Genomic DNA, 21,186 nt, shown 5'->3' on the forward strand with positions numbered 1-21,186 from the left:
TAAGTCTTTTAAAAAAATTAAGTTAGCATATTATATAAGCTATTTTACTTAGTAGTCAATGAATTTAAAGCAGCCAAAATTTTGGAATAAATGCTCCAAACTAAATGTTTTTTTATGGTTAAACTTGCCATTAGCTTTTATTTACTACTTAGTTTTGCTAGTTAGAAAAGCCATTATAAAAAAAACAAAACTACCAGCATACACGATAACTATTGGTAATTTTAATGTGGGTGGAGCTGGTAAAACACCAACTGCAATAAAAATTAAACAATTGTTAGACCAAAAGGGTTTTAATTCATGTTTCCTAAGTAAGGGTTATAAAGGTTCTTTAACTGGGCCTCGTTTTATAGATCGGCATAATTTTGTACAAGAAACAGGAGATGAAGCTCTCTTGCTGCTTAAGCATGGTCAAGTATGTATTGCCAAAAATCGTAAGGATGCAGTAAGTTTAATTGCAAAAAAAAAGTTAGATTTAATTATTTTGGATGATGGTTTTCAAAATTTAACTATAAGGCATGATCTAAAAATTTTAGTTATTGATGCTAAAATTAATAATGGTAATGGCTTCTTAATGCCAGCTGGCCCATTAAGGCAAACCGTTAACTCTGCTTTAAGGGAAGCTAAAATAATAATATATATAGGCAAAGAATCCCCACCTAGGTTTCTGGATAATTATAGAAATATTGTTATTAATGCTATTTATGAAGCTAAAACTACATTAGCAAAAAATCACAATTATTTAGCTTTTTCTGCCCTGGCAAATAATCAAAAATTTTTTAATTTGTTGAAAGATAAGGGTTATAATGTGCCTTTGACCCAAGAATTTTCTGATCATTATTTTTATACAGAGCAAGACTTGGTTAATTTAAGAGCAATAGCTAAAAGAAACAAATTAAATCTTGTGACAACTAGTAAAGATTATGTTAAAATACCAGCTAAATTTAGAGATTCAGTTTTGGAATTCGAAATTGAGCTAAAAGTAGAAAACGAAAATAAATTTTACAGGTTATTTGATGCAGCAATTAAAAAAGATACAGCATAAATGTGAGTATTTTTTATTTAAATATTTTTTATTCATTTTTGCTCTCTTGCCTTACCGTTTATCAGGAAATTTAGCTTCTTTTTTGCTTGCTTCATTATCTCATTTATTTGGTGCTAACAAAATAGCTAAAAAAAATCTGGAAATGGTATTTCCCAATCATAGTAAAGTGCAAATTAATAAAATCAGACAAGAATCTTGGGAGAATTTAGGTAGGAATTTCTCAGAATATGCGCATTTTGCTAAAATGAAACCTAATGAGATAAGAAAAAAAGTAAACATAAAGGGTAAGGTATATTTAGAGGAGCTGTTGAGACAAAATAAAAATGTAATCTTTTTTACAGCTCATTATAGTAATTGGGAGTTATCTAGCTTAATTTTGGCTATAGAAGGTTTTAAAATGAATGGTATTTACAGACCCGCTAATAATTCTTATATCGATAAAAAAGTTAATCTTGCTAGAAAAACAAACTTAAATGTATCATTGCACCCAAAGAGTAGGGTAGGCTCCATATCTTTTGTAAAAGCTATTAAAGCTGGAGAATCTGGAGGTATTTTGATAGATCAAAAATATCGTAAGGGAGTAAAGGTTAGTTTTTTTGGCAAAAAAGCCTTTTCTTCGACTTTTATTGTAAATATAGCTAAAAAATATAAAGTCTCACTTGTGCCTGCTCATGTTGAAAGGTTAAAAAATGGAGATTTTGAGTTTATTGTTGAAAAGCCAATAACAGCTGAATCTATAGAGCATAAAACAGATAAGCAAATATTACAAAAGTTAAATAAAATTCTAGAAAAATGGATAAAGAGAAACCCTGGACAGTGGTTTTGGGTTCATAACAGATGGGGTTAATATTTAGTATATGGAAGAGGTAACATTATTATTTATAGGTGCTGCTTTAGGTGGCCTTGTTGTATATTTGATTTTAAGTAAAAAATTAGCTATTTATAAATATCAATATGAAACAAAATCTGAAATAAAAGAGCAGTTACTTAAAGAGTTCAAGCTAATTTCAAATGAAGTATTAGATGGGGGTAATAAAAATCTATTATACAAAAATAATTTAGAAATGGAAAAAGTAATTACTCCTTTCCGGGATAAAATAAATGCATTAGAGAAGAAAATCTCAGAATGCTATGATAAAGAGTTAAGGGATAAAATATCTTTAAGAGAAGAGCTTAAAAGCTTGGGGGAGCTTAATGTAAAATTAAGCCAGGAGGCTTTGAATTTAACTACGGCATTAAAAGGTAATAATAAAATTCAGGGTAATTGGGGCGAGATGATCCTTGAATCTATACTGGAAAAATCAGGTCTAAAAAAAGGAGCGGAATACGAGGTTCAAGAAACCACAAATAATGTTAATGGTGATAGAATTCAGCCAGATGTGATTATTTATTTGCCAGAGCAGAAACATGTCATAATAGATGCAAAACTATCGCTAAAGTCATATGAACTTCATGTTAATGAGGAGGATGTCATAAAAAAAGAATTATTTCTAAAAGAGCATATAAAATCTATCAGAAGACATATTAACCAATTGTCAGAAAAAAGTTATCAAACCTCAGTAAAGCATAATACATTAGACTTTATTCTGATGTTTATACCTATAGAATCATCTTATTTGTTAGCTATTCAAGAAGATGAAGAGTTGTTTTGGTATGCTTGGGAAAGGAAGATATTAATAGTAAGTCCATCAACTCTACATTCTACTCTAAAAATTATTGTAGCATTGTGGCGTCAAGAGAAGCAAAATAAGAATGCAAAAAATATAGGGCAGCTAAGTGGAGCATTATATGATAAATTTATAAGTTTTTTAGAAGATATGGAGAAAGTAGGTAGATCTCTTAGAATTGCAGATAAATCTTATAATGATGCTATGCAGAAAATATCTACAGGGCGTGGAAATGTAATAAGTAAATTGGAGAAAATAAAAGCTCTTGGTGCAAAAACCTCAAAAAAAATACCAGAAAATCTTATAGATGAATAGAAAAACTGTAAGATAGTTTGACTTAGTATTATCAAGTGAAGGAAAGTTATGGTGGGCGCTCAGGGATTCGAACCCTGGACCTGCTGATTAAAAGTCAGTTGCTCTACCAACTGAGCTAAGCGCCCATGGCCTTATTTTTTAACTTTATCTAATTAAAAGTCAATAGAAAGGTTTGTTTTTATATAAAATATGATTAGTATATTTAGCATGTTTATAAGAATATTTTTATTAATCTTTTTTTTATCTCACAATTTACAAGCTAAAGAATATAAAATTCTGGCAATCATTGGTGATGAGATAATAACAAATTATGATTTAGAACAGAGAATCAAGGTTATTTCGTTAACCTCTGGCAGATCTTTTTCCGGACAAAATCTCTTCGCCCTCAAAAACCAGTTGCTAGATGTTTTGGTTACAGAAAAAATTTATTTAACCGAAGCAAGAAAAAGCAATCTATTACCCGCAGCCACTCAGATTAAAAATTCTTACACTAAAATGATCGAACAAAGTAATTTCAATGTGACATCATTTGAAAATAATCTAGCAGCTTTAGACATAGACACAGATTCTATCAAAGACCAAATAAAAGCGGAGCTTGCCTGGCAAAATATCATTATTGGAAAAATTAAAGCAAAAGTAAAAATAAATGACTTCGAAATAGAAGATTATCTAAGTGAAGAAAATAATTTGGGTGAGAATGAATATTTATTAAAAATATTAGAGTTTCCAATAAAAGAAAATGTAAGCATTTATGAATTAGAACAAATAATGAATAAAATTTATCAAGATGTTGCAAATAATACAAATAACTTTGATGAAGTGATAAAAGATTTTTCATCCTCTGATGTTAATCTTAAGCAGCCTATATGGAAAAAGTTAAATGAATTAGATGAAGAAATAAGGCAATATATTCCACTGCTTAAAAAAGGAGAATTATCAAAGCCTGTAAAGGCAGAAGATAAATATTATTTAGTACTATTAGAAGATGTTAGGAAAAATTTAGTGAAGCCAGATAATACTAAAGCTAGGGATGAAATTTATCGAAAACTCTTTTTAAAAAAGTTAGAAGCTGCAGCAGAGTCTTATATAGATAACGCCAAAAGATCTACATTTACCGAATATAAAATAAATGGCTCTATTTGATTCCACTACTAATGAGATTATAAAAAGCTATAATCTTAGGCCAGAAAAAAAATTTGGGCAAAATTTTATCATAAACCAAAGTTTAACTTTCAAAATAATATCTTTTTTTGAGGATATTAAAGAATATGAGATTATTGAAATAGGTCCTGGGCCATTAGCTTTAACTAGAGCTATATTATCTCTAAATCCCAAAAAACTTAACTTAGTGGAATTAGATCGCAAATTTGAAAAATTATTTGTTGATTTACAAGATGAGTATCAAAAACAAATAGAAATATTCTTTTTAGATGCTTTAAAAATAGATTTCACAAAATTTAGCAACAATCTAGCTATCATTTCAAATTTACCTTATAATATTAGTACGCCATTTTTAGTTAAAACATGTATGAGTGATAATATTAAGCAAATGCTCCTTATGTTCCAAAAAGAAGTAGCCGAACGAATTATTGCCAAGCCAAACAGTAAAAATTATGGTCGTTTATCAATATTAGCACAGAGCTATTATGATATAAAAAAAGTGCTGAATGTAAGCCCTAATGCTTTCTCACCCGCACCTAAGGTAAACTCAGCAATTTTACATTTTAAATATCACAATAAAATAGAAAATGGCATTAGTGCAAAGCAATTAGAAAAATTAACAGGAATATTATTTTCAAAGCGTAGAAAAAAAGTTAGTACTATATTAAAGGGTTATAATTTAAAAAATTTAGATGTAGATCTAAACTTAAGACCGGAGCAATTAACTTTAAAAGAGTTCCATTATCTAGCTAATTTAATTGAGTAAAGATAAACCAAATTGTTAAGGTCAATAAAATAGCTAAGCATAAGTAACTAAAATAAAAAAAAGCTTTTCTTGGCCTATATTTAGCAGGGTAACTTTTATCTGAAATTAAGCGTAAATTTAATATTGCTATAATAGGAGTTGTTAAAAAAGAAATTACAGTCGCTACCATAATTAATTTCATCATATTGCTAACAAAAAACAATATTGTTAATCCAGTAAATAGCACAGAAATTGTTAGTATATATACATATAGTTTTTCTTCATTGCATATTTTGTTTTTATTTTCAAAAAACAATAGTTTTAAAGATTTTGTAATAGTTCTGGGGTAACCATCTACACATGTAATCACGGTTGAGAACATTGTAATAAAAGCGGTAAGACCAATTAAGTAATAGGACCAGGATCCCAAGCTTTTTGTATATAACTCTAATAAAGTGGAAACAAAATCGATGCTTTTATTTGGTAAGATGTTATCTGTTCCATAAAACATAATATAACCTAATAACAAAAATATCACTCCTAAAAATGCAGTAGTAAAAAATCCTGTTCTAAAATCAATTAAAGATTTTTTATAGGAAGTTTCGCCATTCTGGTTTTTGTTTTTTTCAGTAATCCATATAGAGTTCCATATAGCACAATCTAAGGGAGCCGGCATCCAGCCTAGAAATCCTATTAAAAAGATGATATCAAGCTTGTTGCTAAAGCTGAAACTTGGCACTGTTTTTTTTAAAGCAATTTCAGAGCTAGTAAAGGCTAATATCAAAGCTATTATGGAGCTTAAAGTTAATAATAAAATAATATATTTAATTCCTTTATCTAACAGCTTATATTTGCCAAGTACTAAGATAATATAACAAAATAACAACACTATAATTGAGCTAGATTTTATATCTAAACCAATTTTAAAAACATTGGCAAAGATACCGGCTGCAACTACAGTAACAGCAGATAAAAAAGTGAATATTGAAATTAGAGTTATAAGCAAATATATAATCAGATAGTTTTTGTTTAATTTATTATATCCATGTAATAAACTTCTTTTGGTAACAGAGCTATATCTTGGAGCAATTTCGAAGAATGGATATTTTGTTACATGGGCAATAATTATAAATAGAATAAATAATAAACCATATTTAGCTCCAGCTTGAACGGATTGTACAAGATGAGAAACTCCTATAGCGGTTGCAGCTAATAAAATTCCAGGGCCTAGGGAATTAAAAAAATTACTAATGCGCATCAATTTATGAATTTAGAAATGACTCTATATCAAAGTCATCTGGATTTGCGTTGGTTGATTTGGCTTTTTCCTTAGTTTGTTGATCATCTGATTCTTCATCATTATTATCACTGTCGTCAGCTTTATGAACAGCTTCCGCATTAGTATTGTATATCTCTTCAACCTGTTCGCTATCATCAATTTCTTTAATGACGCTTTCGGTATTGTCACTTTCAGTTGTAATCTGTTGATTTACCGAGTCTAGCTGTTCTTTTTTTAATACTCCACCCTCTAAAAAACTACCAATATTTAATTTATCAATACTGGACTCTTTATCTGAACTTACTGCAAGATGGTTATTATCTTCATTTCCTAAATTTTGATCGAGGAGCTTATCTGAGAAATCATCAGCAGGGTTATCTAGGTCAACTTCATTTTTAAAAGAGTCCGATTCCTCTAAGAGACTAGCGTCTTTATTAGATTGTAGGCCTTCATTCTCTGCAATATTATGGGAAAGTTCATTTTGTTTTGTCACGGCATCATTAGTTGTTGAAATTTCTGGATCAGCTTCTAGATTAATTTCAGAGCTATCTTTAACTGAAGTTGTTAGGTTGTTACTATCTATAATATCATTCAAAATATCATCAGTTTGTTCTACTATATTATTTAATGTTTTAATATCATCATTATTATCAATTTTATCATTGGTAAAATTGTATAATTCTTGTAAATCTGAAAGAGAATTCTCACTAAGGCTTAAAAATCTTGCTTCATTAATTAAGTTGATTAAACCAGTAGGGCTAAAGATAGTTATATCTTTTTCCGCAGCATATTTAAAAAGATTAGCATCAAGCGCAATTAGGTTGCGCAGAATTCCTTCTGAAGGTATGTATAGACAAGATAATATTTTGCTAAAATTATTGGGTCTTTCAAGAGTATTTAAAGCATCTATAATATTATCTTTTAAATTCTGATTGGCTAAATAATCAATTCTAGCTCTTAATACTGTATTGATTTCATTTTTGCTTTTATCGTTAATATTTGCAAATATGGTTTGGTTTTTTATTAAGAATTCTGTGAATATACCATCTATCATAAAAGCAATGTTGTTTGCAGAAAATACAATGGAGTAATCAATTTTATTTTTATCATCAGGATTATACTGAGTGATTAAGTCAGTTTCTTCTTCTAAATTTATTGAACTTAAAATTTTTCCTAATGGTACTATAGTAAGGGGGGTGTTATTATTACTCAATTGTAGCTTTTCTAAATTGAGTTTATTATTTAAAATGGTTAAATGTTTTTCTTGTATAGCAAAAATTAGGTTGATTAATTCCTGCTTATAAATTTGAAGTTTTTCTTTATTATCAAGTTGATGATTTTCTGATAATTCTTGGTTTTGAAATTCTAATCTTTCAATTTCATCTTTATATATACTGATCTCATTTTCTAAGTTTGTAATTTGCTCAGGGCTTGCAGCTGAACTTTGACCATCTACTAAAGCCTTTTGATATATTTCTTGCTTTTCATTATCAAAATTAAGTACTTTTTTCTCCAATTCACTATTATGATTCTGTTGAGCTTTTATAGTATTGTCTTTTTCTTCAGCAATATGTTTTGCTTCATCTGCTTGTTTTTTATTAGTAACTTGAACTTCATAATAAAGCTTTTGATATTTTTTTAGTGCAAAACCAAATAAAACAGTTCCGGCAAATCCTGCGATAGTCAAAATAGAGAGAAGTATAACCATAATTAATAACCAAAATTATTGTAGTAATATTATCTTAATCTTATATGATTTAAGTTATATTTTTCAAGTATGTTTTATAAATTTAAATATTAATTTCACATAAATATGACAAATCCAAGTAATATTTCCTTTCTTATTTTGGCAGCAGGTAAGGGTTCGCGCATGAATTCAGAGAAGCCAAAGGTCTTACATAAAGTTTTTAACACCACCATATTAAACCTTTTAATTGAGAATGCTACTGAACAAAATAACGATAAAATAAGTATTGTGATTTCAGAAGAGGGCAGGTTTATTGAGAAAACTATAGAAAGTAACAAAAAATTTGACTATATAATACAAAAAGAAAGATTAGGTACAGCCCATGCAGTAAAAACTGCGCTAACAGAAGGTAACATAGCTGATGATGGAACCTTAATAATACTTTATGGCGATAGCCCATTTATTTCAAGTAAGACAGTTTCAAAATTAACTAAAAAAATAGAAATGGGTAATTTAGCTACTGTTGCAGCTTTTAATTGCGAAGTTGAAAATCAATATGGCAGATTATGTGTTAATGGTGATGAGTTAGAGAGAATAGTTGAGTATAAAGATGCAAATAAAGAGGAAAAAAAGATAAAATTATGCAATTCTGGTATAATGGCTTTAAATTTAAAGCATGCAAGGCGTTTAATTAGCAAAATAAATAACAATAATAATAATAAAGAGTATTATTTAACAGATATTATCGAGGAAGTTAATAAAATAAACGAAAAAGCAAGTTTTGTGGAAGTTGAGTATGATGAGGTTCAAGGTATAAATAATAAAATCGAATTAGCGAATGCTAGTAAGCATTATTTTGCAGTAAATCGTAAAAAAGCTCTAGATAATGGAGTTACGCTGATAGATCCAGATACAAGCTTTTTAGGTCATGCGATAGAATTTGGTAAGGATGTAGTGATAGAGCCTAATGTAACTATTTTTGCACATAGTAAAGTTGGTGACAGGGTAACTATTAAGTCACATTCATACATAGAAGAAGCAATTATAAAAAATGACATTACTATAGGACCTTTTGCCAGAATAAGACCTAATACGGAAATTAAAAATAAAGTTAAAATTGGTAACTTTGTAGAAATTAAAAATTCTGTAATAAATACATCAAGTAAAATAAATCATTTTAGTTATATCGGAGATAGTGAAATAGGAGAGTCTGTAAATATAGGTGCTGGAACTATAACTTGTAATTATGATGGTTTTAAAAAACATAAAACTATAATTAAGGATAAAGTATTTATAGGTTCAAATTCTTCCCTAGTTGCTCCTCTAACCATAGGTGAAGGATCTATCATAGGCGCTGGTAGTACAATAACTAGTGACATTACTAGCAATTCTGTTACAATTTCGCGCTGTGAACAGAAAAATATTGCTGATGCAAGAGAATTTAGAAAGAAAAAAAACACTTAATATTTTTCTAGCTAACCCAAGAGGTTTTTGCGCTGGGGTGGAAAGAGCTATTTCAATAGTTGAAAAAGCTTTAGAGAAATATGGAGCTCCTATTTATATAAAACATGAAATAGTACATAATAAATATGTGGTCGATACTCTTAAAGAGAAGGGGGCTATTTTTGTTGAAGATGTTGCTGAAATTCCACAAAATGCAATAACTATTTATAGTGCGCATGGGGTTTCAAAAAAAGTTGAGCTTGATTCTGAGGCTAAAGCGAGCAAAATTTTTGATGCAACATGTCCATTAGTCAAGAAAGTGCATAATAGAGTTGTTAATCTTGCTAAAGATAATAAAAAAATTATTTTAATAGGTCATAATAACCACCCAGAAGTTGAAGGTACTAGTGGCAGAGTTGCAGAAGAGGTTATTTTAATAGAAAATAAAGATGATGCTTTAAGATTGGAGTTAGATGATTGTAATAATCTTGCTTATACTACACAGACAACTTTAAGTATAGATGATACCAGAGAAATAATAGCAATTTTAAAGAAAAAATTTCCAAATATAATAGAGCCTAAAAGTGACGATATATGTTACGCAACACAAAATCGACAAAATGCAGTTAAAGCAATAGTAAAAGATATAGATTTGTTATTAGTTATTGGCGCAAAAAATAGTTCTAATTCTAATAGATTAAGAGATATTGGTACAGAAAATAATAAAAAAAGCTTTTTAATTGCAGATGCAGCTGAAATAAATGATAAATGGCTAGAAAATATTAGTAACATTGCTATAACTGCAGGTGCTTCAGCTCCAGAAATTTTAGTGGAAGAGGTAATAAATTACCTAAAAGAAAATTTTTTAGTGAACATAAAGCATATTGATGGTAAAAAAGAAAATATAGTATTTAATTTACCCAAGGAGCTTCAATGACAAAAACTTTACTGACTTTAACTTTTTATATAACTTTTATTTTTAACATCATGGCAGAAAACAATAAGACTAACGAAAACACATTACTTTTAGAATTAAAATACGGCATAGTAGAAATAGAGCTATTACCTGAAGTTGCTCCAAATCATGTAGCTAGAATCAAGGAATTAGTAAAAGATAACTTCTATGATAATATAGTTTTTCATCGAGTTATAGATGGCTTTATGGCACAAACTGGAGATCCTACTGGAACAGGAACAGGAGGTAGTGGGCAGAATATAGCAGCTGAATTTTCTGGGGTACCCCATAAAAGAGGTATGTTATCTATGGCTAGAGCATCAGACCCAGATTCAGCAGATAGTCAGTTTTTTATTGTTCTAGAAGATTCTTCTCATTTGGATAACCAATATACTATATGGGGACAAGTTACAAAAGGTATGGAGTTTGTTGACCAAATTAAGAAAGGTAATTCCTATGCTAATGGCATGGTAAATGATCCTGATAAAATAATATCATTAAAAATTAAGTAATTTGCTAATAGGATAAAATGCAATCTTTAAATAATATTTTAGCCAAATACTCATTTGAATTAGAGCTATCATTAATAGTAGCTCTGTTTTTTTTAGCTAAAATCATTTTAGCTAAATTTTTCAGTTTTATGCAAAATAAGGCTAAAAAAACTAATATTGTTTGGGATGATATAATTGCGTATGCTATAGAAAAGCCAGCAAAAATATTCATATTATTAATAACTACAACCTATTTAGCCGAAGCTGTTAGTAATAAATTAGATATTAACATTAGTGCAATTTTAACTCATGTTAGAGAGTTAGCTACAATTTACGCTATAGCTCATTTTTCTTTAACATTTTTAAATAAATTAGAAGATATATATATTGAAGGTGCAAAAGCAAGCTCTGATAAAGCCACTGCGATCAACGCTATTATTAAGCTGGTTAAAGTAACTGTATATTTAGCAACTTCTCTTATTATAGTACAAAGCTTTGGTCTTAACATAAATGGTGTGCTAGCATTAGGTGGTGTAAGTGGTATAGCCGTAGGTTTTGCCGCTAAAGATTTATTAGCCAATTTTTTTGGGGCATTAATGATTTATTTAGATAAGCCTTTTAAAATCGGTGATTGGGTTAGGTCGTCAGATAAAGAAATAGAAGGTATAGTAGAAGCTATAGGTTGGCGTCAAACTAGAATAAGAAATTTTAACAAAAGACCTATTTATGTGCCTAATTCAGTTTTTGCTACTATCGCTGTAGAAAACCCTTCCAGAATGTCACATCGCAGAATAGATGAAAGAATTGGTATTAGATATGATGATTTTAACAAAACCAAAAATATTGTTAATGAAATTAAAGAATTTATTTTAGCTCATCCAAAAATTGATAATGAACAAATTTTAATCGTCAATTTTGACAGGTTTGCAGATTCTGCCTTAGAAATAAAAGTTTTATGCATGGTAACAGAAACAGATTCTCAAATTTTTTCTGCAATAAAGGAAGAATTATTGTTGAAAATAGGTGAGATAATAGAGAATCAGCAAGCAGATATTGCTTATCCAACTATGACTTTAAAACAAATAAAAGCTTAGCTTTTTTCATTAGAACAAATTAGACCTGATGCTAATTAGTGAATGAATTTAATATTAATTTTTTGATTTATTCGCAAATTAAACTTTAGAAATGAAAATCTACACTTAATAATAAATATATTAACAATTTTTTCAACATAAGTGGAGTTCTGGTAAAATAAGCCAGATTAAAAGAAGTTGGCTAAAAGATATTGTGTCTTTAGCTATAACTTTAGAGCTAGTTAATTTTGTTCTAATAACTTTGTAAATTCTATATGCCAGAAAGTTACTTTATAAATATCTCATAAATATAATTTATTTAGCAAATATTTCTTGTAATGATAAGGTTAAAATATGATTTTTATGATGCTGCTTAAATAAAAAAAGCCCACTTAAACAGTGGGCCCATGAATTTTATGTGTGTTAAATAATTTAGAATCTATATTTCAATGCTAAAATGGCAGTATGAATATCATTTGTTACTCTATCATCTTGCTGTGCATATGATAAAGTAAGTAATGAATTTTTATGAATGTTATAGTTAATTGCTGTTTTTAATTCCGAAATATTATCTACTAACATTCTACTTGCAGACACATCTATGGAGATTAGTGCATTTAGTTTATATTGCGCATCAAAAATTAAGCTGAAATCAGAAGAAGATTGTAGTTCTGAGCTAATTTCAGTTGTAGCATTCTTGCTTTGACCTTTAGCATTATAAGCAGATTTAGCGGTTAATTTGTAACTTAGCATGTCGAAATTTCGGCCATAATCTACTGCAATTGCATAAGCATTTTGTCCATTTGCAACCGTACCATTGTCAGTTGAGGTAGCATCTTTTGCTGTAATAATGTCTGGTGCAATAGAAAAAGTTATATCAGAGAAAAAACCATCGCTTTTTTTATTTGCAGTTCTAAATTTTAATTCAATCTCAGGATTGTTAAAACCATCAGATTTTAGCGTAGAGCTAGAGCTTTTTTCTTTTTCATCCTCATGAGTTAAAGATAATTTTGCTGATAATCTATCGGTCACCCCGTAATTGAATATTTGTGTAATACTAGATGAAGTGGTTTTTGTGTTTTGAGTACTGTATTCATAATCTGTGTAGCTAGTAGTTAAAATCATGTCGTCACTAGAGGGCTTCAAAAACAAGCTATCTAGAGTTTGAGCGGAATGATTATTTGCATATGTAGCGGCGGATAAAGTTAGAGTAGTTGCTAAAATTGAAGAAAAAAGAAAAGTTTTTTTCATGTGATAACCTAAAAATATTATATATTTTCAATATCATATTAAGTTAGCAAGTCAAGCTAGACATAATGTGTAGTTTAGATTAATTTTAGAAGAGTTCTTCAGTATTATCACTGGTGCTGTTTTTGTTTTTTCTGCCAGATTTACCATTTTTCTCAATAAATCCATCAACTTTATCTACAATTATATTTTGTAAACCAAATATTTGCTCTTTATAAGGTAAATTAACTTTTGGGTGATTTTTATCCATATAATCATAGCCAATAGCAATTAGTAATATTGCGCCGCCCATATAAACAAAAAACATCAACTTAAATAAACCAAACATTAAATCCTCAAAATTAGTTACTAATAACATATATTAGTCTTTTTTTATTACCATGTAAAATTCTTTATTAAAACTCATATAATTAAATCTAATTCTCAGCAAATCTTTATCTTAGTATTATTTAGGTAGTTTTCTGATTTTAACAGAAATTATTTAGCTAAAATGCTTGAAATGTTTTTTTATAAAGTTTTTTTATTGCTATGTAGTAAAGTTAAAATTAGATTTAAACATATAATAAAAACTTCTAAAGAATTAATGCATATGATCGAAATATTAGTTGGAGAAAATCAGCATCAATTATCTATAAAACAATTAAAAGATTTATTTCTAGGGTTAACCACGGCCGGCGCCAGAATAAAAAGAGATCTGCAAGATATATCTGATGAGATTGCCTTGTTAGATAATTTGGATTATTTGAAGTTAAGAATATTAATATCTCTAGAATTATTAAAGCTTAATTTAAGTGAAAAAGAACTTTTCAATATTACATTTAATTTAATTATTTTAAATGACGAAATAAAGAAGTTAGATGTAAGTGCTATTAAGCAGAATAATTTAATTATTAATTTATCACAAGAGTTTAGAGCTTTAAAGGAGCTTAAAATATATTTTAAATTTATTTATTTTATTATAAAGCAAAGTAAAAAACATCACTATGACCCACAATATATAATTCTACTTTACTATTTTCGCAAAGATATAGTTTTGCAGTTAAAGCAAAAAAAATCTATTTTTGAAAAATTTAAGCAGGATAGTAAAATCGAGTCAGATGAAGATATGGTTATGATTCTCTTAAAACTTGGCTATAAATTAGATGAAGCCTTAGAGATAGTTGCTTCAGAATCTGGTAAAAACTTTTCTTTAATTGCAAATCAATTAATAAAAGCTGGGGCTAATCCTAATCTTGCTTTGTTAAAAGTAATCGTCAGAGGTGATGTGCAATTTCTGAAATTACTTTCAAATTTTAAGCTAGATTATAATAATAAAGATAAGCATGGTGATACATTATTATCTTTAGCAGTGGAAAGAGGTGATGCAATATCTACATGTTTGTTAATAGATAATGGAGCAGATATTAATTTAGCAAATAATGATCAAGAAACACCATTAATAAAAGCTTGTAAAAGAGATGATTCAGTGATAGCAGCATTATTGATTAATAAGGGTGCAAATTTAAATTTAGTTGATAGCAGGGGTGGTACAGCACTTTTATATGCAATAGAAAAAGCGGACAAAGTTTTGATATCAATACTGCTAGAATATAAAGCAGATTATCAATCAATCTCATTATATTATAAGCAAGGTATGAGAGAAAAGAGAATTGCCTATATAAAATTATTAATAGAATTAAATCATTTAACTAAAGAAGATTATTTAGTAATTCTTACAAAGAATATATTAGATCAAGATATGCATGAGCAATATATCAAGGAATATAATATAGCAAAGGAAAATCTTGCTACAAAAAATAATTACCATGGTATAGTTACTCCTGCAAGTGAAGAAACATCTGAAGCTAAGATAAATGAACAGAAACAAGCTAAATTCATTATTTCATTAATAAAAAATGATATAGCAGCAATTAAAACTCAAATTACAGATAATGATATATCCTTATCTATAACGAATGTTGGTGATTTACAGCATTCAGATTTAATGCATATAGTATCATATTACGGTCATTTAGAAATAGCTAAATTGTTTTTAACTAAGAATATTTCTATAGACTTACCTGACTCTGAAGGAAATACACCTATTTTTCTTGCTGTAATTAATAATAATTTAGCTTTGTTTAGAATGCTTCTAGAAGATGGTGCAAACATACATTATGCTAATAATCATGGTATATCGACTTTTGATTATATCAAAGTGCAAGATTTAACTGAATATTATAATTTGATTAAATAAGCATATGGAAAACGATATTGGGTATGCAATATATTATATTGTATTTTTATTGTTATTATGCAGTGCTATATTAAATTTTAATAGATCTAAAAGAAAACAGCTTTTAAAATATTTGGCTATATGGCTAGGTATTTTTCTTTTGTTAATCTCAGCCTATAGTTTTAAAGATATTATGCTAAATAATCAGATTGTGGCTAATTTGAAATCTAATCATGGTGTAGTTTATAACAATAAAATAAAATATTTTATGGCAGATGATGGTCATTTTTATTTAAATGCTAAATTAAATAATAAAACTATTGAGTTTCTTGTCGATACAGGTGCAACAGATATAATGATTACTAGAAATGATGCAAGATTACTAGGCATTAATATGGATGAATTACGCTTTAATCGCGTTTATATGACGGCAAATGGACCTATTAAATGTGCCACCTATTTAATTGAAGAGATCAAAATAAAAGATTTTATAGTAAAAGATATATATGTGACAATAAATCCTAATAATTCGGGTAAATCTCTATTAGGTATGAGATTTTTACAGCTTTTTGAGAAATATGAAGTTAGAAATAACATCTTAACTCTATATAAATAAAATGGATGATATTATTAAGCTGAAGATAGAAGATCTTGGGGCATCAGCAGACGGCGTTGCAATTGTTGATGATAAAAAATACTATGTTCCCTTCAGCCTAGCAGGAGAAGAGGTTTTAGTGGAAAAAACCAATAACAGGAAAAAACCTAATCATTATAAATTAATAGAGTTGCAAAAAAAAGCTAAAAATAGAATTGAGCCATTTTGTGATAAATTCGCAAAATGTGGTGGATGTTCCATTCAGCATTTGGAAGTAGACTCATATAAAGCTTGGAAGAGTAACATCTTAGCAGTAGCATTAAAATATCAAAATATAGACACAAGTTTAAATCCCTTAAAAATAGTTGAACAGGGAAGTAGGAGACGTATTTCAATTTCGTATGAGAATTTTAAGGGAAATATAGAATTTGGTTTTTATGAAAAATTTTCTAGGCGTATAGTTGATATAGAAAATTGTCCATTATTGATAAAAGATTTAAATGATTTATTAATTCCAATAAGAGAGTTGTTAAAAGAAATTACTACGCCAAGAGATAGTGGTCATTTTATGATTAGTAAAACTGATATTGGTATAGATTTAGCCTTTTGTCCTAGAAAAAAACCTGATCTTTCTGCAGTAAGCCAACCTTTTGTTGAGTTTGCTAATAAATATGATATCGCAAGAATTACTCGGGCGGGAAAAGAATTAATTATAGAAAGATATAAACCACAAGTTCAATTTGCCAAAACCTATATTGATTTCCCATCTGGTGCTTTTTTACAGCCCAGTAAAGCGGGTGAATTATTGTTACTTGCAGAAATTATAGGGAAGATAAAAAAGTATAATTTAAAAACAAAAAAGATTTTAGATTTGTGTTGTGGGCTAGGTACTTTTTCATTACCTTTGAGTGAATATGGCTTTGTTAAAGCTATAGATGTTTTTGGGGCATCCATAACATCTTTAAAAAGTCATTCAAATATTGGCTTAGAAGTTGAAGAACGAAATTTATTCACTAATCCACTTGTGAAGCACGAAATAGATGGTTTTGATTTAGCCGTGATTAACCCACCAAGATGTGGAGCTGAGCAGCAAGTAAATAATCTCGCAGCAAGTAAAATAAGTAATGTGATTTATATTTCTTGTGATGTTAAAACTTTTGCACATGATGCAAAAATTATGCTAAATAATGGTTATCAGCTTTTAGAGGTAACTCCAGTTGATCAATTTCCATACACTAACCATTTAGAAGTAGTTGGACATTTTTCTTGTGAAAAAAAATAACAATACTAATGTATGAAATATATAAATGGGGCAATTAGCTCAGTTGGTAGAGCAACTGACTCTTAATCAGCAGGTCCAGGGTTCGAATCCCTGATTGCCCACCATTTATATTGTAAAAGCTAAAACAAGGGGTAAATCCACTATGAAAATTGCAATTTTAATTCCAGCAAGGTTAGGTTCAACCAGATTTCCTAATAAACCTTTAGCAGATATTAAAGGGAAAACCATGATTGAGCGTGTGTGTTTGCAAGCTAAGCAAACCAATCATGAGCTTATTTATGTTGCTTGCTCTGAATTGGAAACAAAAAATATAGTAGAGAAATCTGGTTTTAGAGCAGTTATGACCGATCCTAATTTGCCATCTGGAACAGATAGAATATATCAAGCATTATTAGAAATAGAAAAAGAACAAGAAGTTGATGTTATTGTAAATTTACAAGGTGATTTACCTGATATTAAACCAGAAGTAATATCCAAAACTGTTAACGCTTTAATTAATAATAAAGGATTTGATATAGCTACAGCTGTAGTTGAAATAAAAGAAAAACATCAAGAAGATGATCCAAATGTTGTAAAAGCAGTAGTAAATTTCTCAAATGAAGCAGAGTTTGCTGAAGCTCATTACTTCTCTAGAGCTAAAGTTCCATATAACGCCCCTAAATTTTATGAACATATAGGCATCTATGCCTATCATAGAGATGCAATTGAAAAATTTGTCAATCTTGCGGAATCTAACTTAGAAAAAGCTGAAAAATTAGAACAATTAAGAGCTATAGATAATGGGATGAAAATCATTGCTACATTAGTCCCACATGAACAAAAACCTATTTCTATTGATACTAAAGAGGATTTAGAGCTCTTATTAAGAAAAATATCTTAATCAGTTATTTTTTCTATTCTGACTAATTTTAACTTAGTAATTTGGTTTTTGTAACGTTCTACTACCGTGAATTCAAAATCAAAAAACTCGAATTTCTCCCCACGATCAGGTATTCTCTCGCATGATTTTATTAAAAGCCCAGCAATAGTAGAGACATCTTCTTCGGGCAGGTCCAGGTCTAAATCTCTATTTATATCTCTTATTGTAGTATCTCCATCAACAATATATGTGTTGTCTTGAATCTTTTTGTAAGTTTTTTCAGAGCCCTTATCATGCTCATCTTTTATATCTCCTACTATTTCTTCTAAAATATCTTCTAAGGTTACAACCCCCATCACAGAACCATATTCATCCACTACTATAGCAAAATGATTTCTTCTTGTTTTAAAAGCTAATAATTGTTCTCGTAGAGTTGTTGTTTCTGGGATAAACCAAGGTTTAGATGCTATTTTAAGAAAGTCTATTTCTTTGATTTTTCTGGTAGAATAGATTGTGGTTTTTAATACATCTTTTGCATGCAGAATACCCACAATATTATCTTTTTCTTCACGCCATAAAGGTATTCTAGTATATGGCGCTTTAGAGATGTTTTCTAAAATATTATTACTAGCATCACTAGCATTTACAGTGAACATGTTTTTTCGGTGTGTCATTACACTAGACACTTCTGTTTCTGCTAAATCTAAAATACTATCAAGCATGTCCTTATCTTGTTTAAGTACACCTCCTTCCTTGTGATGCAACTCTATAGTACCTCTTAATTCCTCTATAGCAGATATTAAATCATGCTCTTTGCTTTTCTTGTTGATACCCATTAAATCTAGTAATAAATTTACAATAAACTCAATAATAAGAGATATGGGTCTAAATAATTTTACAAGTAAGCGTAAGATTACAGATGCAAAAAGGGATACTTTCTCTGCATTAAATAAAGCATAAGTTTTTGGTAAAATCTCAGCAAAAATCACTAAACATATAGTCATAACTATAGTTGCATAGATAACTCCTTTTTGCCCAAAATAATTTATAAATATCATTGTAGCAAGAGCAGATCCCATAGTGTTGACAAGGTTATTACCTATTAAAATGGTGCTTAACAAATTCTCTTTTTTTTCTCTTAATTGATGAACATATAATGCTCTTTTATTGCCTTTTTGCATTAATTTATGGATTTTGGCTCTAGATAATGCAGTTAGTGCAGTTTCAGAACTTGAAAAAAAAGCTGAGAGAATAATCAGGAGAAAGATGATTAAAATCATTATTAATTCAGGAGACATATATTTAGCTTAAATAAATTATAAGATTTCATTAAAAAATTCGCCTAGTAAATTATCTTTAATATTTCTAGAGATAAATGACTTTCCTATACCATTTAGTAAAATAAATACTAAATGATTATTGATTGTTTTTTTGTCGCTATACATATTTTTGATAATATTTTCTTTATTCCATGAAAACTTAATTTGGGCTAGATCTGTTTTTATACTAAGATACTCAAAGTGACTGCTAACTTTTTTTAGATCACTTTCTATACAAAATCCCAGTTTTATCGAAAATTTTAGGGCTAAAATTATACCAAGGGCAACAGCTTCTCCATGTTTTAGTAATTCACTATAATTAGTTTCTTTTTCTAGTGAGTGCGCAAAAGTGTGGCCTAGATTTAGGAGAGCTCTTTTGCCTTTTTCTTTTTCGTCTTCTGCTACTATTCTTGCTTTAGCATTACAACATGTTGAAATAATTTTGGTAAGTGTATGAATATCCTTGTTTTTGATATTTTCTTTATTTTCATCTAAAAAAGTAAAAAAATCTGCCATATCTATAAGGCCATATTTTAAAGCTTCAACATAACCCGAATAATATTCGCGATCTGAGAGTGATAATAAAGTATTAGGGTCAATCAAAACTAATTTAGGCTGGTAAAATGAACCAATTAAGTTCTTGCCATAATTAGTATTAATTCCTGTTTTTCCTCCAACACTACTATCTACTTGGGCTAAAAAAGTTGTAGGTATTTGGATGAAGTTAATGCCGCGCAACATAATACTTGCAACAAAACCTGATAAATCGCCTATAACACCTCCACCCAGAGCGATTATAGTAGAGTTGCGATCAGGATTGTTCTTTAAAATTTCGTTAGCTACTTTAGTTAAATTAACAAAAGATTTAAGCTGCTCTCCTGGTGCTAAAATAATATTATGCACTTCTGTTTGGCATTCAGAAATAGCTTTGCTTACATCCTCCAAATATAATTTGGCAACATTTTGATCAGTGATAATAAAAACCTTTCCACCAATTTTCATTGATGAGAAATATTTAGTAATATTCTTTATTAAACCTGCTTCTATTACAATATCGTAGGTGCGCTCTGCTAAATTAACTGTTACTTTTTCCATTTATTTTATTCAAAATTTCTTTAACCAAAATGTCTATGTTATTAATATCTGTGCTTATTTTATGTTCAGCCTCTTCATATAGCTTTCTTCTTTTTGCATAAATATCTTGTAAAGTTTTAGACATATTTTGTTTATCTGCAAGCAGTGGCCTGTCTTTATCTTCTATTAATCTTGCTTCTAAAACTTTAAGGGAAGTTTCCAGATAAATAGATTTAGTCTTTTCTTTTAAAATTTTTCTATTTTCTTTATCTAATATTGCTCCACCACCAGTAGCTATTACTGCATTATTATTGTTGAAAATTGTTTCTTTTAAAATGTTTTTTTCTATCAAGCGAAAATATTCAGACCCTTTGTGCTGAAAAATTTTATTGATACTAAGTTTTTCCTTTTGTTCTATGAGATTGTCTAAATCTATAAAATTGAAGGAAAGATTCTGTGCAATAGCTACTCCTAAACTACTTTTACCTGAGCCCATCATTCCTATTAAGGAAATTATGTTTTTAGCCATAATAACTGATAAGAAATAAAACGAATAGGGCAAGTGCTTGAAAAGTAACTCTGTATCTCATCATTTTGTTGCTCGCTTCTTTGCTGCCTTTTTTATCTTTTATGGTGTGGTAAAGACCTACAAAAATAGAGACAAATGTAAGGATAATTAAGATAATGGCTATGTTGTTAAGCATTTTATAATATTTTAAAGATAAATATTTACTTG

21 protein-coding genes and 2 tRNA genes are annotated in these 21,186 nt (G+C 28.9%); 14 read left to right on the plus strand and 9 right to left on the minus strand.

Features of this window, described 5'->3' with window-relative positions; genetic code table 11:
- Positions 1-58 precede the first annotated feature (58 nt).
- The 3 genes from lpxK to HOH73_01540 are packed head-to-tail and all read left to right on the plus strand — an operon-like array spanning position 59 to position 3,024.
- The gene (lpxK, locus tag HOH73_01530) at positions 59-1,042 is read left to right on the plus strand and encodes a tetraacyldisaccharide 4'-kinase (GenBank protein ID MBT5827546.1); all 984 of its coding nucleotides are present in this window, start codon (positions 59-61) and stop codon (positions 1,040-1,042) included.
- Positions 1,014-1,889 (plus strand): lysophospholipid acyltransferase family protein, encoded by an 876-nt coding sequence (locus HOH73_01535; protein ID MBT5827547.1) that lies wholly within the window; start codon positions 1,014-1,016, stop codon positions 1,887-1,889. Before lpxK ends, HOH73_01535 begins: the two co-directional genes overlap by 29 nt.
- A 10-nt stretch (positions 1,890-1,899) precedes the next feature.
- Positions 1,900-3,024 carry a DNA recombination protein RmuC gene (locus HOH73_01540; protein ID MBT5827548.1) on the plus strand — a complete coding sequence of 375 codons (1,125 nt, stop codon included), beginning with the start codon at positions 1,900-1,902 and terminating at the stop codon, positions 3,022-3,024.
- 49 nt (positions 3,025-3,073) lie between these two features.
- Here the strand turns inward: HOH73_01540 and HOH73_01545 are convergent.
- Positions 3,074-3,149: transfer RNA gene (locus tag HOH73_01545), tRNA-Lys, on the minus strand.
- Between the two features lie 82 nt (positions 3,150-3,231).
- Between HOH73_01545 and HOH73_01550 the strand changes: the two genes are divergently transcribed.
- Together HOH73_01550 and rsmA are read left to right on the plus strand one after the other, a co-directional pair.
- Positions 3,232-4,167: a hypothetical protein gene (locus tag HOH73_01550; protein ID MBT5827549.1), complete on the plus strand. Its 936-nt coding sequence runs from the start codon at positions 3,232-3,234 to the stop codon at positions 4,165-4,167.
- Complete coding sequence (gene rsmA / locus HOH73_01555; GenBank protein ID MBT5827550.1) at positions 4,154-4,951, plus strand: ribosomal RNA small subunit methyltransferase A; 798 nt, start codon at positions 4,154-4,156, stop codon at positions 4,949-4,951. Before HOH73_01550 ends, rsmA begins: the two co-directional genes overlap by 14 nt.
- On the opposite strand, the gene HOH73_01560 is transcribed toward rsmA, so the two are convergent.
- Complete coding sequence (locus tag HOH73_01560) at positions 4,935-6,188, minus strand: divalent metal cation transporter (GenBank protein MBT5827551.1); 1,254 nt, start codon at positions 6,186-6,188, stop codon at positions 4,935-4,937. The two genes, rsmA and HOH73_01560, sit on opposite strands and share 17 nt — an antisense overlap.
- A gap of 4 nt (positions 6,189-6,192) precedes the next feature.
- Positions 6,193-7,917, minus strand: a complete 1,725-nt coding sequence (gene rmuC / locus HOH73_01565) for a DNA recombination protein RmuC (protein MBT5827552.1) — start codon at positions 7,915-7,917, stop codon at positions 6,193-6,195.
- 105 nt (positions 7,918-8,022) lie between these two features.
- Here rmuC and glmU point away from each other — a divergent pair, with 105 nt between their 5' ends.
- Genes glmU through HOH73_01585 form a run of 4 tightly spaced genes read left to right on the plus strand, consistent with a single transcriptional unit; the run spans position 8,023 to position 11,879 of the window.
- Positions 8,023-9,360, plus strand: coding sequence for a bifunctional UDP-N-acetylglucosamine diphosphorylase/glucosamine-1-phosphate N-acetyltransferase GlmU (gene glmU / locus HOH73_01570; GenBank protein MBT5827553.1), 1,338 nt, complete (start codon positions 8,023-8,025; stop codon positions 9,358-9,360).
- Complete coding sequence (gene ispH, locus HOH73_01575) at positions 9,326-10,276, plus strand: 4-hydroxy-3-methylbut-2-enyl diphosphate reductase (GenBank protein MBT5827554.1); 951 nt, start codon at positions 9,326-9,328, stop codon at positions 10,274-10,276. Before glmU ends, ispH begins: the two co-directional genes overlap by 35 nt.
- The gene (locus HOH73_01580; protein MBT5827555.1) at positions 10,273-10,806 is read left to right on the plus strand and encodes a peptidylprolyl isomerase; all 534 of its coding nucleotides are present in this window, start codon (positions 10,273-10,275) and stop codon (positions 10,804-10,806) included. Before ispH ends, HOH73_01580 begins: the two co-directional genes overlap by 4 nt.
- 17 nt (positions 10,807-10,823) lie before the next feature.
- Positions 10,824-11,879 (plus strand): mechanosensitive ion channel family protein, encoded by a 1,056-nt coding sequence (locus HOH73_01585; GenBank protein ID MBT5827556.1) that lies wholly within the window; start codon positions 10,824-10,826, stop codon positions 11,877-11,879.
- 411 nt (positions 11,880-12,290) lie between these two features.
- On the opposite strand, the gene HOH73_01590 is transcribed toward HOH73_01585, so the two are convergent.
- A complete protein-coding gene (locus tag HOH73_01590) occupies positions 12,291-13,109 on the minus strand; it encodes a hypothetical protein (GenBank protein MBT5827557.1) in 819 nt (272 codons plus the stop codon).
- An 85-nt stretch (positions 13,110-13,194) separates the two neighbouring features.
- Positions 13,195-13,464 carry a hypothetical protein gene (locus HOH73_01595; GenBank protein MBT5827558.1) on the minus strand — a complete coding sequence of 90 codons (270 nt, stop codon included), beginning with the start codon at positions 13,462-13,464 and terminating at the stop codon, positions 13,195-13,197.
- Positions 13,465-13,695: 231 nt separating this feature from the next.
- Between HOH73_01595 and HOH73_01600 the strand changes: the two genes are divergently transcribed.
- From HOH73_01600 to HOH73_01620, 5 genes are all read left to right on the plus strand, one after another.
- Positions 13,696-15,342, plus strand: coding sequence for a hypothetical protein (locus HOH73_01600; GenBank protein MBT5827559.1), 1,647 nt, complete (start codon positions 13,696-13,698; stop codon positions 15,340-15,342).
- A 172-nt stretch (positions 15,343-15,514) separates the two neighbouring features.
- The gene (locus HOH73_01605) at positions 15,515-15,937 is read left to right on the plus strand and encodes a TIGR02281 family clan AA aspartic protease (protein MBT5827560.1); all 423 of its coding nucleotides are present in this window, start codon (positions 15,515-15,517) and stop codon (positions 15,935-15,937) included.
- 1 nt (position 15,938) lies between these two features.
- On the plus strand, positions 15,939-17,198 hold the full coding sequence (locus HOH73_01610) for a class I SAM-dependent RNA methyltransferase (protein ID MBT5827561.1): 1,260 nt from the start codon (positions 15,939-15,941) through the stop codon (positions 17,196-17,198).
- Between the two features lie 28 nt (positions 17,199-17,226).
- Positions 17,227-17,302 (plus strand) — tRNA-Lys (locus tag HOH73_01615).
- A 38-nt stretch (positions 17,303-17,340) separates the two neighbouring features.
- Complete coding sequence (locus HOH73_01620) at positions 17,341-18,078, plus strand: 3-deoxy-manno-octulosonate cytidylyltransferase (protein ID MBT5827562.1); 738 nt, start codon at positions 17,341-17,343, stop codon at positions 18,076-18,078.
- On the opposite strand, the gene HOH73_01625 is transcribed toward HOH73_01620, so the two are convergent.
- The 4 genes from HOH73_01625 to HOH73_01640 are packed head-to-tail and all read right to left on the minus strand — an operon-like array spanning position 18,075 to position 21,154.
- Positions 18,075-19,355 (minus strand): HlyC/CorC family transporter, encoded by a 1,281-nt coding sequence (locus HOH73_01625; GenBank protein MBT5827563.1) that lies wholly within the window; start codon positions 19,353-19,355, stop codon positions 18,075-18,077. The genes HOH73_01620 and HOH73_01625 overlap by 4 nt on opposite strands.
- Before the next feature lie 18 nt (positions 19,356-19,373).
- Positions 19,374-20,471, minus strand: coding sequence for a 3-dehydroquinate synthase (locus tag HOH73_01630; GenBank protein MBT5827564.1), 1,098 nt, complete (start codon positions 20,469-20,471; stop codon positions 19,374-19,376).
- Complete coding sequence (locus HOH73_01635; GenBank protein ID MBT5827565.1) at positions 20,452-20,979, minus strand: shikimate kinase; 528 nt, start codon at positions 20,977-20,979, stop codon at positions 20,452-20,454. Before HOH73_01635 ends, HOH73_01630 begins: the two co-directional genes overlap by 20 nt.
- On the minus strand, positions 20,972-21,154 hold the full coding sequence (locus HOH73_01640; GenBank protein ID MBT5827566.1) for a twin transmembrane helix small protein: 183 nt from the start codon (positions 21,152-21,154) through the stop codon (positions 20,972-20,974). Before HOH73_01640 ends, HOH73_01635 begins: the two co-directional genes overlap by 8 nt.
- Between the last annotated feature and the right edge of the window lie 32 nt (positions 21,155-21,186).

This window comes from Alphaproteobacteria bacterium, from assembly GCA_018667735.1.
In the GTDB taxonomy this organism is placed as follows: Bacteria; Pseudomonadota; Alphaproteobacteria; order Rickettsiales; family JABIRX01; genus JABIRX01.

Excerpts from the sequence above, each read along its gene's own strand:
- lpxK (MBT5827546.1), top strand. The coding sequence starts at position 59 with ATGAATTTAAAGCAGCCAAAATTTTGGAATAAATGCTCCAAACTAAAT.
- HOH73_01535 (MBT5827547.1), top strand. The coding sequence starts at position 1,014 with ATGCAGCAATTAAAAAAGATACAGCATAAATGTGAGTATTTTTTATTT.
- HOH73_01540 (MBT5827548.1), top strand. The coding sequence starts at position 1,900 with ATGGAAGAGGTAACATTATTATTTATAGGTGCTGCTTTAGGTGGCCTT.
- HOH73_01550 (MBT5827549.1), top strand. The coding sequence starts at position 3,232 with ATGTTTATAAGAATATTTTTATTAATCTTTTTTTTATCTCACAATTTA.
- rsmA (MBT5827550.1), top strand. The coding sequence starts at position 4,154 with ATGGCTCTATTTGATTCCACTACTAATGAGATTATAAAAAGCTATAAT.
- HOH73_01560 (MBT5827551.1), bottom strand. The coding sequence starts at position 6,188 with ATGCGCATTAGTAATTTTTTTAATTCCCTAGGCCCTGGAATTTTATTA.
- rmuC (MBT5827552.1), bottom strand. The coding sequence starts at position 7,917 with ATGGTTATACTTCTCTCTATTTTGACTATCGCAGGATTTGCCGGAACT.
- glmU (MBT5827553.1), top strand. The coding sequence starts at position 8,023 with ATGACAAATCCAAGTAATATTTCCTTTCTTATTTTGGCAGCAGGTAAG.
- ispH (MBT5827554.1), top strand. The coding sequence starts at position 9,326 with ATGCAAGAGAATTTAGAAAGAAAAAAAACACTTAATATTTTTCTAGCT.
- HOH73_01580 (MBT5827555.1), top strand. The coding sequence starts at position 10,273 with ATGACAAAAACTTTACTGACTTTAACTTTTTATATAACTTTTATTTTT.
- HOH73_01585 (MBT5827556.1), top strand. The coding sequence starts at position 10,824 with ATGCAATCTTTAAATAATATTTTAGCCAAATACTCATTTGAATTAGAG.
- HOH73_01590 (MBT5827557.1), bottom strand. The coding sequence starts at position 13,109 with ATGAAAAAAACTTTTCTTTTTTCTTCAATTTTAGCAACTACTCTAACT.
- HOH73_01595 (MBT5827558.1), bottom strand. The coding sequence starts at position 13,464 with ATGTTATTAGTAACTAATTTTGAGGATTTAATGTTTGGTTTATTTAAG.
- HOH73_01600 (MBT5827559.1), top strand. The coding sequence starts at position 13,696 with ATGATCGAAATATTAGTTGGAGAAAATCAGCATCAATTATCTATAAAA.
- HOH73_01605 (MBT5827560.1), top strand. The coding sequence starts at position 15,515 with ATGCTAAATAATCAGATTGTGGCTAATTTGAAATCTAATCATGGTGTA.
- HOH73_01610 (MBT5827561.1), top strand. The coding sequence starts at position 15,939 with ATGGATGATATTATTAAGCTGAAGATAGAAGATCTTGGGGCATCAGCA.
- HOH73_01620 (MBT5827562.1), top strand. The coding sequence starts at position 17,341 with ATGAAAATTGCAATTTTAATTCCAGCAAGGTTAGGTTCAACCAGATTT.
- HOH73_01625 (MBT5827563.1), bottom strand. The coding sequence starts at position 19,355 with ATGTCTCCTGAATTAATAATGATTTTAATCATCTTTCTCCTGATTATT.
- HOH73_01630 (MBT5827564.1), bottom strand. The coding sequence starts at position 20,471 with ATGGAAAAAGTAACAGTTAATTTAGCAGAGCGCACCTACGATATTGTA.
- HOH73_01635 (MBT5827565.1), bottom strand. The coding sequence starts at position 20,979 with ATGGCTAAAAACATAATTTCCTTAATAGGAATGATGGGCTCAGGTAAA.
- HOH73_01640 (MBT5827566.1), bottom strand. The coding sequence starts at position 21,154 with ATGCTTAACAACATAGCCATTATCTTAATTATCCTTACATTTGTCTCT.